The organism is Chryseobacterium polytrichastri (assembly GCF_900142445.1).
Taxonomy (GTDB): Bacteria; Bacteroidota; Bacteroidia; order Flavobacteriales; family Weeksellaceae; genus Chryseobacterium; species Chryseobacterium polytrichastri.
This window is the reverse complement of record NZ_FRAV01000007.1, coordinates 38,881-53,654: the sequence shown is the minus strand read 5'-3', so window position 1 is coordinate 53,654 and position 14,774 is coordinate 38,881. Positions and strand designations below refer to the sequence as shown.

Genomic DNA, 14,774 nt, shown 5'->3' with positions numbered 1-14,774 from the left:
AATCTAAAATTTATAATTTAAAATCTATAATCAACAATACTTTGAAAGATATCCGTACTTTATCCCTGAACCAGCTTAATGACTACTTTTTGACATTAGGAGAAAAGCCGTTTCGTGCTAAGCAGGTTTATGACTGGTTGTGGAGTAAAAATCTCCATTCGATTGATGAAATGACGAATCTTTCGAAAACACTTCGTGAAAGAATTTCCGAAGAATATACTATTAATCCTGTTTCTGTTGATCAGCTTCAAAGAAGTACAGACGGAACCATCAAAAACGGAGTGAAACTTCACGACGGTTTATTGGTAGAATCTGTTTTGATTCCTACAGAAACAAGAACTACAGCTTGTGTTTCTTCACAGGTTGGATGCTCGCTAAACTGCGAATTCTGCGCTACAGCAAGACTGAAGAGAATGAGAAATCTTGAAGTTGCTGAAATTGTAGATCAGGTTGCCCTGATTGATAGCCAGAGTAAAATGTATTTCGACAGACCGCTTTCCAACATTGTTTTTATGGGAATGGGAGAGCCGATGATGAATTACAAAAACGTAGTAGAAGCCATCCGAAAAATCACCCAACCGGAAGGTTTGGGAATGTCTCCAAGAAGAATTACCGTTTCCACATCAGGAATTCCAAAGATGATTAAAATGTTGGCTGATGATGAATTGCGTGTGAAATTGGCATTGTCCCTTCACTCAGCTATTGAATCTAAGCGTAACGAGATCATGCCGTTTTCGGATAAGTTTCCGCTAACAGATATTATGGAGTCTCTTCAGTATTGGTACCAAAAAACAGGTTCTGTTATCACCTTTGAATACTGTGTCTGGAAAGGCATTAATGACGGTGATGAAGATATTAAAGCTTTAATCAGATACTGTAAGCAAGTTCCTTCTAAAGTTAATTTAATTCAATACAACCCAATCGGCGACGGAAAATACGACAAATGCAATAAGCAAGCGGAGGAAAATTATGTCCGTCAACTTGAGAATGCAGGAATTACTGTTATGATCCGAAAAAGTAGAGGTGGAGACATTGATGCAGCATGCGGCCAGCTGGCTAATAAAGTAGCGGATTAAAATTTTATTAAAAAAAGTTAAAAAACATCTTAACGATTTCTTAAAATCTTACCTTTGCACGAAAATAGTAAGCGATGATGGATTACTTTTTGGGCGAAAATGGATTGGAGAATGTGTACGCTTGGTCGGTTCCTCTTCTTGCCACTGTTATTTTAGCTGAAATGATCTATAGCCACGTTTCCGAGGCTAAACTCTATAATGGAAAAGATGTAGCAACCAGTGTTTTGCTTGCATTAATGAACTTTGGGCTAGACTTTATCATGAAGGTCTTTGCCATGGGCGTGATGTTTTTCTTTTATAATCACAGACTGTTTTCTTGGGAGTTCAACATTTGGTATTGGCTGATTTGTTTTGTAGTAACAGATTTTGCCTATTTTGTTTTACATTATGTTGATCATCACTCCAGAGCATTTTGGGCAGTACATATTACGCATCACAGTTCTGAATATTTCAATTTAACCACCGGATTCAGAAGTCCTGTTTTACAACCATTGTACCGATATTTATATTTCTCTCCATTAGCTTTTTTAGGATTTAATCCTTGGCATATTATGGTGGTTTATGCAATTGGGCAGGTTTATGGAACTTGGGTTCATACGCAGACGGTAAAGAGTATGGGAATTTTAGAATATATTCTGGTTACCCCTTCTCATCACCGTGTTCACCATGCTTGTAATATAAAATATCTCGACAGAAATATGGGGATGTGTCTTATTATTTGGGACAAAATTTTTGGAACTTTCGAAAAAGAAGACCCAAATGTTCCTGTGAAATATGGGATCTATCCAAAAATGCCGGATAATAAGCCAGATACAGTTCTTTTCTATGAATGGCGAAAAATCTGGAAAGATATCAAACAACCTAATCTGAAATTTTCAGACCGTATTAATTATCTTTTTAATTCTCCGGGCTGGAGACATGACGGAACGGGAAAGACGGTAAGACAATATCAAAGAGAGCATTTGGAAAAGAAAAATCGAAAACTGATGCATAAAAAATCAGCTTGATATAATAAATATAATCTATTATAACCTTATATTAATTATCAATAGGAATGGGCTTTAGCCCATTTTTTTGTTTTTAGCAACATCAGTTTGCTTTAGCCAAAATATAAAAATGAACTTGTCTAAACTTTTTATTTTAACCACAAAAGAGATAAAAGATTAGCATATTATTTATTTAAGTTCATAATGAAGTGTAAACAAGAACACATAAGTTTAAAAAAATCTTTGATTTTTATTCTTTTGTAAGCTTTGTTTTCAAATAGCTCAACTTTAAATGATTCAATAATAGCTTTTATATCTTTTGTGGTTAAATTTTTTAATTAGTAAAAAAAAGACTTAATAATTCAAAAATATTCACAACAAAGTTTATTATTCATCTTTGTCGAGTTCAATAACTTAAAAAGAAAAACTCTATTTTTATCTAATGAAAAAGATCCTTTTAGCTGTAGCGATAACCGTTTCCTCGTTTTCCTTTTCTCAACAATCTGATTTCCTTAAGATAAGAAAATACAGAATCAATTATCTTGATGATAAATTAAAGGAAACTTCAGGGTTAAGTTTCTTTGACGGAAAGTTATATAGTTTCAATGATAGCGGAAACGCTCCCGAACTTTTTGAGATTGATAAAAACACGGGAGATATTCTCAATACATTTAAAATTAATGCTAAAAATAAAGACTGGGAAGCCTTAGTCAATGATGGAAATAATTTTTACATCGGTGATTTCGGAAATAATGGAGGAACCAGAAGGGATTTGGAAATATATAAAGTTCCTTTCCATAATAATGAGATAAAGAATGATTCAGTAAAAATAATTTCATTCTATTATCCGGAACAAACGGAATTCATTCCTAAGTACACCAATAATGATTTCGATGCAGAAGCAATGATTTATTTAAACGGAAAATTGCATGTTTTTACAAAAGAATGGACTTCAAAATCAACTTCACATTATATTGTTGATCCTGAAATATTAGAAAAACAAAAGGCTGAAAAAACAGAATCTTTTAACACGGGTTTTGTTGTTACAGACGCTTCTTATTTTGATAAAAAGCTTTATTTAATTGGTTATACAAAGAAAACAGAAGTGTTTTTAGATATCTTTGATGAAACCGAGCCTGGAGTCTTTTTTAAACAACAGCCAAAGCATTATTATTTGGGAAGCGCACTCGCGATCAGTCAGATTGAAGGGATCGCGGTAGATGAAAATGGAATCTATATTTCGGGAGAAAAATTCAATTCTCCGTTGGGAGGAGCAAAGCAGAGTTTTTATTTTGTTCCAAAAGAGAAACTCAAAGACTAATTTCTCTTAAAATTGACTTAAAAAAATTATCTTTGTGATTATTAATAATTATACATCTATCATACACAGATTGTGGCGAATATTGTAGAAGAAATCAAACAACCGATCAATGAGGAAATGAAACTTTTCGAGCAGAAGTTTTATGAATCTATGCAGAGTAAAGTCCCTTTATTAGATAAGGTAACTCGTTTTATTGTTACCACTAAAGGAAAACAAATGCGTCCCATGTTTGTATTTCTATGTGCAAAGTTAATAGGTGATGTTAATGAGAAGACGTATCGTGGAGCTTCCATGATTGAGTTGATTCATACCGCAACTCTTGTTCACGATGACGTGGTGGATGAAAGTTTTAAAAGACGTAATTTCTTCTCAATTAATGCATTATGGAAGAATAAAATTGCAGTTTTGGTAGGAGACTATCTGTTATCAAAATCAGTTTTATTATCTACAGATCATAAAGATTACGATTTATTGGCTGTAATTTCAAGAACGATTCGTGAAATGTCTGAAGGAGAGCTTCTTCAATTGGAAAAAGCCAGAAAATTAGATATTACAGAAGATGTGTATTATGAAATTATCCGTCAAAAAACAGCTACTTTAATTGCTGCATGTTGTGAAATTGGTGTTTTATCAAATAATGCTGATGAGGCGTTGGCCAAGAAAATGCAGGATTTCGGAACCTATACAGGAATGGCTTTCCAAATTAAAGATGATTTGTTTGATTATTTAAGTTCAAACGTTATTGGAAAACCTGTTGGGATTGATATTAAAGAACAGAAAATGACTTTACCTTTAATTCATACCTTGAAAATTGCCAACGAAAAAGACAAAAAATATTATTTCAATACCATAAAACGTTATAATAACGATCAAAAAAGAGTGAAAGAGCTTATTGCTTTTGTTAAAAGCTCAGGAGGTTTGGAGTATTCTATTAAAATAATGAAAGAATTCCAACAAAAAGCGAAAGATATTCTTGATGAATTTCCAGATACGGAGGTTAGAAGGTCTTTACATAATATGTTGGATTATGTCATCGAAAGAAAATTCTAATACATATTTAGTATAAAAAGGGAACTCTATAGAGTTCCCTTTTATGTTTGGGTTTTAAATTTTTTGTATGGTTACGTTTGTGACATTTCCACTTCCTGTAGCTCCTGTTTCTGTGGCTAATACAGTAGAGGCTGCATTTGAAGCAGCAGTTAATCGAACTTGATAGCCAGCAGCCGGTACAACTATTAATGTTGTGTAATTCATTAATTCTCCAATAGTTCCGGCGGTTGCGGCACCTGTGTAATGACTTCCTCTTCCCAGATAAGCCGCATCAGGGATTGGTCTTATCCCTAAAACCAACTGGGTTCCGGCAGCACAATCAGAGAAACTTGCCTGTAATGTAACGATGTAGTTTCCTGGTTGGTTGAACGTTAGTGTTCCGGTAGTTGTATTGTAGTTGTAATATGGAGAAGTTGATAACGGTGTACTAAATAATAAAGTGGTTAAAGTATTTGCCGCAAGACTTTGCGATCCGGTTAAACGTGCATGAAATAAACCATACGCGTTAAAGTTTATCGTTTTCAATATACCGGTGGCATCTGCAACTACAACCCTATCTGTTCCTCCTACACCTATATTGGTGTTAATTCCTCTAATTCTTGCATTCCCTGAAGCGATATCAAGTTTTTCGGTAGGTGATATGGTTGCAATTCCTAGGTTTCCTGCAGAGGTTATAACTGCATCATTACCTTGCTGTGTAGCGGTGGGTACACCTGAGTTTGCATTATCTTTGGCTCCGTCTATATGAAAGGCTGCTTGGGGATTGCTGGTATTAATACCAATTTGTGCGTAATAAATAGTACCCATTAATAGGGGTACTATTAAAATAATTCTTTTTTTCATTTTGAGCGTTTTGTAAAATGTTTTTTTTAATGATAATTATTTTACAAACTTAATAGAAAAATTCGGTAAAAAATGCGTTTTAATTTTATTTTAAGTTAATTAGTTGCGAATAATTCAATAAAGTCACTTTTAAATGATTTATTTGATAATTTAATTCATCAAACTATGAATTGTTTATATTATTATTTTGCTTAAGAATAATAGGTTATAGTAGTTTCAAATAACTCAGATTTATCACATAACTATGACATTAATCTACTACCTATTTGAGATGTATAATAAAAAATATTTCTACTTTTTTTAATAATTTAAATAAATGGTGTGCTTTTGTGAGAATATTTTACTGTTTATATTGAAAATGAACGAAATATTATGTTAAATAGCTCGATTTTTTAGGATTTTTTAATCAGATTATTCTAATTGTGACAATAATAACAGCCAACACGACGCAAAATAAAGCGATTAAAAATAAATAATCCGCAATAGTCTCATATTTAAATTCCTGCTTTTGGTTTTTGGCTCTGATGGAGAGAAAAGAAAAGAAGCAACTGCAGGCAAAAAGAATACATGAAATGGCTGCAAACTCGTCTAGATAAGTGCTGCCACTTATTTTCGTAATTTTCAAAGAAGTAATTATAAGTAAGGAAAATCCTAATAAATTACTTGATGCATTGAGGATATGGGGCGACTTTTTTTCCATGATTGTAAATTTAATCAAACTAAACCAGAATTTCCCTCATTATCAAATTTTTAAAAAAGATTAATAAAAATTAAAATTAATTTAAAAAGTGTATATTAGCAAAATACTTCAAAAACTAAAATTTTTTTTATATTGGCTATGCAAACAACCTATATTGAAACTCAGCAGATTTCCTTTCAAGATTTTAAAAATCAAATACTTGAAGACTATAAGTTAGGAAGAATCTCTCGTGAAATGTCTTATTTGGGCAGAAGAGAAGTTCTTACAGGAAAGGCTAAATTTGGTATTTTTGGTGACGGTAAAGAGTTACCACAGTTGGCAATGGCGAAAGTTTTCAAAAATGGAGACTTCCGTTCAGGATATTACAGAGACCAGACTTTTGCATTAGCGATTGATGCTTTGACAGTTGGAAGTTTCTTTGCGCAATTATACGCAGATACGAGTGTTGAAAGAGAACCTGCATCAGCAGGAAGACAAATGAACGGGCACTTCGCAACAAGAAGTTTAAATGAAGACGGAAGCTGGAAAGATCTTACAGCACAGAAAAATATTTCTTCTGATATTTCTCCAACGGCTGGGCAAATGCCTAGATTATTAGGATTGGCTCAAGCTTCGAAAGTTTATAAATCAGTAAAATTTGAAGGTTCTGAGAAATTCTCAAAAGAAGGTAACGAAGTTGCTTTTGGTACCATCGGAGATGCTTCTACAGCAGAAGGGCATTTCTGGGAAACATTGAATGCGGCATGTGCGCTTCAGGTTCCTATGATTGTTTCTATTTGGGATGATGGATACGGAATTTCTGTTCCTACTAAAAATCAGAGAGCAAAAGCTGACATTGCTGAAATGTTAAGCGGTTTCCAGAGAAATGAAGGCGAAAACCAAGGTTGTGAGATTATTCAGGTGAAAGCTTGGGATTATCCTGCATTATTGGATGCGTATGCAAGAGCTGAACAATTTGCAAGAATGGAAAGCGTTCCTGTAGTTGTTCACGTGATTGAAGTTACTCAGCCTCAAGGTCACTCTACCTCAGGATCTCACGAAAGATATAAGAATGAAGAGCGTTTAGCTTGGGAATCTCAGTTTGACGGATTGGTAAAATTCAGAGAATGGATCTTAAACTATTCCATCGAAATTGAAGGAAAAGAAGAGGTTATTGCAACAATTGAAGAATTGGATGCAATAGATGAAGAAGCGAAAAAAATGGTAAAAGCTGGGCAAAAAATTGCTTGGGAAAGTTACCAGAAAACAATTACCGATTTAGTTCATTCAGTGCTTCCTTTAGTTGAAAATCTTAAAGGACAGAATACGGAGATTGAAAATTACATTGGTCAGTTCAATAAATTAGTTTCAAAAGCTAAAAAAGATGTTTTCCATTTGGTAAGAAGATCTTTATTGGCGACAAGAGGAACAAATTCTGCAGAAAGAAATCAGTTGATGCAGAAATACAATGAGATTTTTGAGGTAGAAAAGGATAATTATTCTTCTCACTTATATTCTCAGTCTCAGTGGAAAGCTGAAAACATTAAAGAAATCAAACCTATTTATTCTGATGCTTCGGAAGATGTAGACGGAAGAGTAGTGGTTAGAAATAACTTTGATAAAATATTCGAAAAATATCCTGAAACGTTAGTGTTTGGTGAAGATGCCGGAAATATCGGTGACGTAAACCAAGGATTAGAAGGAATGCAGGAAAAATACGGTGACGTTCGTGTTGCTGATACAGGAATCCGTGAAGCTACCATTTTGGGTCAGGGAATCGGAATGGCGATGAGAGGTTTAAGACCAATCGCTGAGATCCAATATTTAGATTATATCTTGTATTGTTTACAGGGAATGAGCGATGATTTGGCGACGGTTCAGTACAGAACAAAAGGCGGACAAAAATCTCCTGTAATCATCAGAACAAGAGGTCACAGATTAGAAGGAGTTTGGCATTCAGGTTCTCCAATGGCGGGAATTCTAAACCTTTCAAAAGGGATCTTGGTATTGGTACCAAGAAACTTAACGAAAGCTGCCGGATTCTACAATACGATGCTTCAGAGTGATGATCCAGCTGTGATTGTTGAATGTCTGAACGGATACAGATTAAAAGAAAAACAACCAGATAACTTAGGTGAATTCACTGTTCCTGTCGGAAAAATTGAAGTAACTAAAGAAGGAAAAGATGTTACGTTGGTAACATACGGTTCAACTTGGAGAGTAGTAATGGAGGCAGCAGAAGAACTTGAAAAACTAGGAATCTCTGCAGAAGTTATTGATGTTCAGTCATTGATTCCTTTCGATTTAACGAATGAAATTGCTGAAAGCGTAAAGAGAACAAATAGATTGGTTGTAATCGACGAAGATGTAGAAGGAGGAACTTCAGCGTTTATTCTTCAACAAATTTTAGAAAAGCAAAAAGCATTCAGATTCTTGGATTCTGATCCGTTAACGATTGCTGCAAACGATCACAGACCTGCGTATGCAAGTGATGGAGATTATTTTAGCAAGCCATCTTCTGATGATATGGTTGAAAGAATTTATTCCCTATTTAATGAAACAAATCCTGAGAAATATCCTGCGATATTTTAATTGGAATTTTAAATAAATTTTGAAACCGCTTTCGATTGGAAGCGGTTTTTTTTGTAAATTAGAAATATGTTGTATTATTGAAAATAGATGGAAGAAATAAAATCATTCTTAAAGTCAAGAAAAATTGCATTAATAATTTCTGTAATATATGTCGGATTAGGAACTGTTGCAGTTTGTTCTGTTTATGGAAGCGATTTCTTATATGGAGAATGGGCTGGTTATGCTTTAGCAATTACAGCGCCGGTAACGTTTATTAGTTTTTTCTACAGGTTTGTTGACGTAAATATTTTTCCTGTTTTGATTATCCAATTTATAATGTTTATTATAACATTTCTATTTCTGTCATTGTTTATTAAAAAGAGAAATAACGCTTCCTAATTCAATGTTTAAAACTAATAACAATTTTTAAACAACAGCCTTCTTCGTTTTCTTCTCAATCAAATTACAATCCTTATCATATTGCACTTCCTTGTTATCATATTGCACTTCCTTGTTATCAAATTACGCTTCCCATTCCTCCAACAAATATAAAATCGGCAACAACGCCAATCCCTTTTCAGTCAATGAATATTCAACTCTTGGAGGAAGTTCCTTAAACTCCTCTCTGATGATCAATCCATCGGCTTGCATTTCTCTTAGCTGGTCGGTCAGAACTTTTCTTGAGATGACATTAATTCGTACGGCAAGCTCTCCAAAACGAAGTTTACGGTCTTTGATCACCAATACAATAATCGGTTTCCACTTGCTTCCCAATGCAGACATTGCTTTGCCTAATGGGCAGCTGTATTTCATTAATTCATTCTTTTTCATGGTAGATTTTATTTAACACTAATTAAAAATTAAACCACAAAAGACACAAAAGTTATAATCTTTTAAGCTTTCTTATTTTGAAAAAAAGAAGTTCACAAAAATAAAAATCAAAGATTTTTAAATACTTATGTGTGCTTATATGATGCGGTTTATGAATGAACTTAAAATAATTTATATGTTAATCTTTTGTGACTTTTGTGGTTAAAACAGCATCCACTTATTTAGATTTTTATACGTTACTTTTAAGTTACTAATGTAAGTTACTGCGAAGTTACCACTTTTTTTTCTACGTAAGATACAAATGTGAACTATTATTAGTTACTTTGTGTAACAATTTAAAAATGTTAAATATAAAATAATTGCAAAATGAGTATAGACGCATTATTTAGTCCATTTAGTTATAAAAATCTTCAACTTAAAAATAGAGTGGTAATGGCTCCGATGACAAGAGCACAATCTGATAACGGAGTACCCACTCAGCAAATCGTAGATTATTACGCAAGAAGAGCGGCTTCAGAAGTAGGATTAATCTTATCTGAAGGAACAGTAATCAACAGACCCGGATCAAAAAATATCCAAAATATTCCCGATTTCTACGGAACAGAAGCGTTAAACGGTTGGAAAAACGTAATTGATGCCGTTCATGAAAATGGCGGAAAAATGGGACCTCAGATCTGGCATGTAGGAGATACAAGAAGTTCTGAAGATTATCCATTGGTTGATATGGAAAAGGCTTCTACCATGACGTTGGAAGATATTCAGGATACGATTGCTCAGTTTGCAGCTTCTGCAAAATCAGCTAAAGATTTAGGGTTTGATGTTCTTGAAATTCACGGGGCTCACGGATATTTGATTGATCAATTCTTTTGGGAAGTAACCAATACAAGAACTGATGAATACGGTGGGAAAACCTTGAAAGAAAGAAGCAAATTTGCAGTTGATGTTGTTAAAGCGATGAGAGCGGCTGTTGGAGAAGATTTTACCATCATTATCCGTCTTTCTCAATGGAAGCAACAGGATTATAAATCCAGATTAGCAACAACACCTGCTGAAATGGAAGAATGGTTGTTACCTTTAAAAGAAGCTGGTGTAGATATTTTCCATTGTTCACAGCGTCGTTTTTGGGAACCTGAATTTGAGGGTTCTGATTTAAACTTTGCAGGTTGGGCTAAGAAAATTACGGGTCAGCCAACAATTACAGTAGGTTCTGTAGGTCTTGAAGGAGATTTTATGGGAGCATTTGCTGGACAGGGAACGGAGAAAGCTGATTTATCAGAATTAATCAGAAGACTGGAAAGAGGAGATTTCGATCTTGTTGCAGTTGGAAGAGCTCTTTTACAAGACCCGGAATGGGTGAAAAAAGTAAAAGAAGGAAATACAGATGACCTTTTAAATTTTTCAGCTGAAAGTTTAGGAGTTCTTTACTAAAAAGACAATTATGGATTGTTGATTTACTTTGTTGTTAGATTACCGGCGTTGTAAACCAATTGACAATTCACTCATTTATATTAAATTTTCAACCTATTTATTTTTTAAACAAAACCCGCTTTCAGATTTTCTGGAAGCGGGTTTTATATTTTAGTATAGGTATTCTGGTGGATTTAATTAATTTAAATTTAGAAATTTTAAGATAAAATAAACTGTTTGTAAAGAGGATATAGGTATTTTCAAAACTTGTTATATTTACACTATAATTTTAAAATATGTTTTCAGATCATATAACAACATATTGGAATCAATTTTTAGGGAGTATAAAAGAAAGCTCCTCTCAGCCTTTGGATTTTTCCGGTTCTTTTCACTTTGGTGGAAAAGAAGATGCAACTTCGATTGCCGCACTTGTTGCCACAGGTTCAAAAACATCAACAGGTTCCTTATTATGGGGATACGAATGTGAGAATAAGCCCATTCCTTCTATTGGGGAGTATAACATCATTACAGATTCGGACGATATGCCGGTTTGTATTATTCAAACGACAACGTTGTCTATTATTCCATTCGATGAAGTAGGAGAGCAGTTTGCTTTTGACGGCGGAGAGGGAGATCGCAGTCTTGAAGGCTGGCGCGAGATGTATTGGGAATATATTCAGTCAGAATGCGAACGTATTCAGAAAATACCGACAATGAAAACCCCGATGGTGTGTGAATATTTTAAAGTAGTGTATAACGAGCCTTTCCAACAGGAGTTCAAATAAAACTGCCCCCAGAATTTCTGAGAGCAGTCTTTTTAACAGATTTAAATATCTAAAATTGTCAAATAAATGACAACAGTGATTTCTTATAAACCAATATTTTGGTTAGGTTTCAATTGCTTTAAAATGTTTTTTGGAATCGCATTTTTGTGAACCAAGATTGCCGTTGATTTATATTCAACATAAGGTCTTGTTACATAAAGATATCCTTCAAAATCATTAGTTACCCCCCAAGAGTTTTTAACCATATAATATTCTTTTCCAGACTGATCTTTTGCTAATCCTACGATGTGCATTCCATGATCATCAGTTGTAGAAAGGTTGTTAAGCGCTTTCTGACGCATATCTTCTGTGATCGTTTTGTCTTTTTTAGGCTCCGTAAACAAGTCTTTTTTGTTTTCTGCATTAATCTGGTCCAGATCTACATCAGGAACATAGGCCACCCCATTTTTGTATGAGAAATAAGGCTCAGAAACATCAGTTGCCCAACCTACAGAATATCCTTTGCTCACTGCGTTGTCAACGATTGCTGTTAGATCTTTCATTGGAACATTCCAGTCAGAGTCATGGCTCCAGTTATCAGGAATTGGAACTACAAATTTTTGGTAGTACGGATAATCTTTATAAGAAGATAACTCAACATAGTCTTCTGGGTTAATTCCTACAACTTCTTTAGCAAAAGTTTTCGGAGTATAGTTCTTTCCTTGGTATGTAAAGTTAGCAGGAACTTTTCCTAAATATTCATCTAAGATAGCATCTACAGAATCCATCCAGTTATCAGAAAGTTTTCCTTTTGTAGCTGCCTGAACCAAACTATCCAACACAGGCTTTATTTTATCCTGCATTTCTTTGAAGTTGTTGGTTGTTTGTCCGTTTCTTAAGCCTGTATAAGCTTCTTGAGGAACAGCTCCGTACTTCTTGTACATATTCACTACATCATGTAATTCTCCACCATCTCCCCAGCTAATGGCTCCGTTATTAAGAACGTATAATTTTGCTTTATCGTGATAAGAATTTCTTGCCGTAAAAATTTCTGCCAAATCTACAGGCTTTTTACCCATTCTCTGCATTTCAGATTCAAGGAAAGAATTTCCTGAATAACTCCAGCAAGTTCCAGATGAACCCTGGTTTTTTACTGAAGTTGCCCCCACGTCTTTTAAAGTCGTGAATTTAAAATTAGCATTTTGAGATTGGTTGTTTTTTAACTTATTAATTAAGTCATCCTGTGCAAACATCATACTTCCTGCAGACAAAACAAAAAGTAATGATGCAATTTTGTTATTTTTCATTACTATAAAAAGATTATTTATATGAATAGTCGGTAAGAGGTAAGATATGTTACATAGGGAAAAGTTAAATTTAAAATGAAAGTTTTTTATGAAAAGGTGAAATTATAGTTCATCATTTCTTAAAATTACCTTTCTAAGCTTTCGCAGCTTAGCCTTTTAGCTTAATTTTAAAAAAAAGTTTATGATGCTTCCAACCTTTTTGAAATTTTCTGCATCTATATGAGTATAAAGCCTGACTATGGAAAGAGAATTACTGTTAGAATGTCAACGGAACAACCGCAATGCACAGCGGAAAGTTTACGAAAAAATGGCGGGAAAGTTATATTCGGTCTGCAAACGCTATCTTAAAAACGATGAAGATATTGAGGAAGTATTGGCTGATACATTCTACAAAATTTTCACGAAGATGGATCAACTCCAGAATCATGATATTTTCGAAGGTTGGGCCAGAAAAATTGCGGTGAATGAATGTCTGCAAAAATTGAGAAGTACAAAGGCTTTACATATTTCATTGGATGATCATTCCATAGAGTCCTCGGATACAACAGATACTATTTCTTTCGAGAAAGATATTTTGAGCTTATTGAGCTTTCTTCCTGAAGGTTGCCGCGCGATTTTTAACCTGTTTGCGATTGAAGGATATCCGCACAAAGAAATTGCGACGATGCTTTCAATTAGTGAAGGAACCTCAAAATCTCAACTCAATTTTGCCAGAAAAAAATTACAGGAACTTTTGATCAATCAAAACATTTAAACTTTTAAGACAATGGAAAATAATCACGATATCGATAAAAAATTCAATGAGGCTTCTAAAGATTTAGATGAACCTGCGACTTTTCCTGGTTTTGATAAAGTTTGGGCTAAAGTTGAAGAGAAATTAGATACAAAAGAACATAAAAAAAGAAGGATTCTCCCAATTTGGCTTCCGTATGGAATTGCTGCAAGTTTATTGATTGGGGTAGGAGGATTTTACTTTTTTAATGAAAATAAAAATGGAGTTGAGCTTACAAAGCCTATTATAGCAAAGAATATAGTAGCTATTAATAATATTACTGTTGCTGCACCCTCTGAAAAGATTCAGAAGATAGATCAAATTGTTAAAGAAAATATTGAGAAAAAAATGATAGCTCCTCCTCCAATTGCAATGATTGAAAGCTCTGCTAGCCTTACCGTTAATACCTATATTGCTCCTTCTCTTATTTCTGATCCTGTAGCGCAAAGTATGCCGGCGCCTTCATCTATTGTGCCTTATAAGGCTGATACTTTAAAACAAAAAAATATTGAAGAGGTTGTGGTAATGGCATTGGGAACTAAAAAGGTAAAGAAAGATATGACTTCTTCTGTACAGCCGATCTCTTCTATGGATATTGAAAATAAACCTAATAATTCAATAGTAAGTTCTTTACAGGAAACTGCAGAAGCTGAATCTATTACGCCTTATAACGGAGCTGATCCTGTAGTTTTGGGTTACAATAAAGCTAATATAAAACGAAGTGTGACATCAGTTCCAATATTAGGGGAGAAAGTAGGAAATAAATATTTTACAAACTCATTGCAAGGATCGGTTTCTGGACTTACAATCAATATGGGATCAGGTAAAATCGATTCCAATAATGCAATTGTCATCCGTGGAGTGAGTTCGCTTAAAGAAGATTCAAATCCTTTGTATGTTATCAATGGGGTACTTTCTGATGTAATAAAATTCAAAAGCTTAGATGCTAATTCCATTGAAAAGATGACGGTTGTAAAAGGAGAAAAAGCAATAGCAATATATGGAAGTAAAGCGGTAAACGGCGTAATTGTTATTGAAACTAAAAAAGAATTAAATGTTGAAAAGAAAAAATAGTTTTATATATGAATTTTAGAATGAAAGAATTAAAACCAAAATTGAGTCTTAATTGAAATAAAATAAACTGAAACCTTTTTTAATTTATGCATC

The 14,774-nt window shown here is 33.9% G+C and carries 13 protein-coding genes; 10 read left to right on the top strand and 3 right to left on the bottom strand.

Annotated features, from left to right (window positions below; translation table 11 throughout):
* Window positions 1-41: 41 nt before the first annotated feature.
* The 4 genes from rlmN to BUB80_RS05925 all read left to right on the top strand — a co-directional run bounded on the left by rlmN (window position 42) and on the right by BUB80_RS05925 (window position 4,433).
* The gene (gene rlmN / locus BUB80_RS05940; RefSeq protein WP_073291831.1) at window positions 42-1,076 is read left to right on the top strand and encodes a dual-specificity RNA methyltransferase RlmN; all 1,035 of its coding nucleotides are present in this window, start codon (window positions 42-44) and stop codon (window positions 1,074-1,076) included.
* Between the two features lie 74 nt (window positions 1,077-1,150).
* On the top strand, window positions 1,151-2,083 hold the full coding sequence (locus BUB80_RS05935) for a sterol desaturase family protein (protein WP_073291830.1): 933 nt from the start codon (window positions 1,151-1,153) through the stop codon (window positions 2,081-2,083).
* 421 nt (window positions 2,084-2,504) lie between these two features.
* The gene (locus BUB80_RS05930; protein WP_073291828.1) at window positions 2,505-3,383 is read left to right on the top strand and encodes a hypothetical protein; all 879 of its coding nucleotides are present in this window, start codon (window positions 2,505-2,507) and stop codon (window positions 3,381-3,383) included.
* A gap of 72 nt (window positions 3,384-3,455) precedes the next feature.
* Window positions 3,456-4,433: a polyprenyl synthetase family protein gene (locus tag BUB80_RS05925; RefSeq protein WP_073291826.1), complete on the top strand. Its 978-nt coding sequence runs from the start codon at window positions 3,456-3,458 to the stop codon at window positions 4,431-4,433.
* A 54-nt stretch (window positions 4,434-4,487) separates the two neighbouring features.
* On the opposite strand, the gene BUB80_RS05920 is transcribed toward BUB80_RS05925, so the two are convergent.
* Window positions 4,488-5,276, bottom strand: coding sequence for a hypothetical protein (locus BUB80_RS05920; RefSeq protein ID WP_073291824.1), 789 nt, complete (start codon window positions 5,274-5,276; stop codon window positions 4,488-4,490).
* Window positions 5,277-6,114: 838 nt separating this feature from the next.
* On the opposite strand from BUB80_RS05920, the gene BUB80_RS05910 reads away from it, so the two are divergent.
* The gene (locus tag BUB80_RS05910; protein WP_073291821.1) at window positions 6,115-8,547 is read left to right on the top strand and encodes an alpha-ketoacid dehydrogenase subunit alpha/beta; all 2,433 of its coding nucleotides are present in this window, start codon (window positions 6,115-6,117) and stop codon (window positions 8,545-8,547) included.
* 87 nt (window positions 8,548-8,634) lie between these two features.
* On the top strand, window positions 8,635-8,925 hold the full coding sequence (locus tag BUB80_RS05905) for a hypothetical protein (protein ID WP_073291820.1): 291 nt from the start codon (window positions 8,635-8,637) through the stop codon (window positions 8,923-8,925).
* 123 nt (window positions 8,926-9,048) lie between these two features.
* Here BUB80_RS05905 and BUB80_RS05900 read toward each other — a convergent pair whose 3' ends face one another.
* On the bottom strand, window positions 9,049-9,357 hold the full coding sequence (locus BUB80_RS05900) for a winged helix-turn-helix transcriptional regulator (RefSeq protein ID WP_073291818.1): 309 nt from the start codon (window positions 9,355-9,357) through the stop codon (window positions 9,049-9,051).
* A 366-nt stretch (window positions 9,358-9,723) separates the two neighbouring features.
* Between BUB80_RS05900 and BUB80_RS05895 the strand changes: the two genes are divergently transcribed.
* Window positions 9,724-10,785, top strand: a complete 1,062-nt coding sequence (locus tag BUB80_RS05895; RefSeq protein WP_073291816.1) for an NADH:flavin oxidoreductase — start codon at window positions 9,724-9,726, stop codon at window positions 10,783-10,785.
* A 275-nt stretch (window positions 10,786-11,060) separates the two neighbouring features.
* The gene (locus BUB80_RS05890; protein WP_073291815.1) at window positions 11,061-11,549 is read left to right on the top strand and encodes an ASCH domain-containing protein; all 489 of its coding nucleotides are present in this window, start codon (window positions 11,061-11,063) and stop codon (window positions 11,547-11,549) included.
* Window positions 11,550-11,632: 83 nt separating this feature from the next.
* Here the strand turns inward: BUB80_RS05890 and BUB80_RS05885 are convergent, their stop codons facing one another.
* Window positions 11,633-12,835 carry a C1 family peptidase gene (locus BUB80_RS05885; RefSeq protein WP_073291813.1) on the bottom strand — a complete coding sequence of 401 codons (1,203 nt, stop codon included), beginning with the start codon at window positions 12,833-12,835 and terminating at the stop codon, window positions 11,633-11,635.
* Window positions 12,836-13,073: 238 nt separating this feature from the next.
* On the opposite strand from BUB80_RS05885, the gene BUB80_RS05880 reads away from it, so the two are divergent.
* Together BUB80_RS05880 and BUB80_RS05875 are read left to right on the top strand one after the other, a co-directional pair.
* On the top strand, window positions 13,074-13,589 hold the full coding sequence (locus BUB80_RS05880) for an RNA polymerase sigma factor (RefSeq protein ID WP_073291811.1): 516 nt from the start codon (window positions 13,074-13,076) through the stop codon (window positions 13,587-13,589).
* Between the two features lie 12 nt (window positions 13,590-13,601).
* Window positions 13,602-14,681: a TonB-dependent receptor plug domain-containing protein gene (locus BUB80_RS05875; protein WP_073291809.1), complete on the top strand. Its 1,080-nt coding sequence runs from the start codon at window positions 13,602-13,604 to the stop codon at window positions 14,679-14,681.
* Window positions 14,682-14,774 lie beyond the last annotated feature (93 nt).

What these genes read in the sequence shown, in the direction of transcription:
- BUB80_RS05920 (WP_073291824.1), bottom strand. Translation starts at nt 5,276, where the DNA reads ATGAAAAAAAGAATTATTTTAATAGTACCCCTATTAATGGGTACTATT.
- BUB80_RS05885 (WP_073291813.1), bottom strand. Translation starts at nt 12,835, where the DNA reads ATGAAAAATAACAAAATTGCATCATTACTTTTTGTTTTGTCTGCAGGA.
- BUB80_RS05875 (WP_073291809.1), top strand. Translation starts at nt 13,602, where the DNA reads ATGGAAAATAATCACGATATCGATAAAAAATTCAATGAGGCTTCTAAA.
- BUB80_RS05905 (WP_073291820.1), top strand. Translation starts at nt 8,635, where the DNA reads ATGGAAGAAATAAAATCATTCTTAAAGTCAAGAAAAATTGCATTAATA.
- BUB80_RS05890 (WP_073291815.1), top strand. Translation starts at nt 11,061, where the DNA reads ATGTTTTCAGATCATATAACAACATATTGGAATCAATTTTTAGGGAGT.
- BUB80_RS05895 (WP_073291816.1), top strand. Translation starts at nt 9,724, where the DNA reads ATGAGTATAGACGCATTATTTAGTCCATTTAGTTATAAAAATCTTCAA.
- BUB80_RS05935 (WP_073291830.1), top strand. Translation starts at nt 1,151, where the DNA reads ATGATGGATTACTTTTTGGGCGAAAATGGATTGGAGAATGTGTACGCT.
- BUB80_RS05930 (WP_073291828.1), top strand. Translation starts at nt 2,505, where the DNA reads ATGAAAAAGATCCTTTTAGCTGTAGCGATAACCGTTTCCTCGTTTTCC.
- BUB80_RS05900 (WP_073291818.1), bottom strand. Translation starts at nt 9,357, where the DNA reads ATGAAAAAGAATGAATTAATGAAATACAGCTGCCCATTAGGCAAAGCA.
- BUB80_RS05910 (WP_073291821.1), top strand. Translation starts at nt 6,115, where the DNA reads ATGCAAACAACCTATATTGAAACTCAGCAGATTTCCTTTCAAGATTTT.
- BUB80_RS05880 (WP_073291811.1), top strand. Translation starts at nt 13,074, where the DNA reads ATGGAAAGAGAATTACTGTTAGAATGTCAACGGAACAACCGCAATGCA.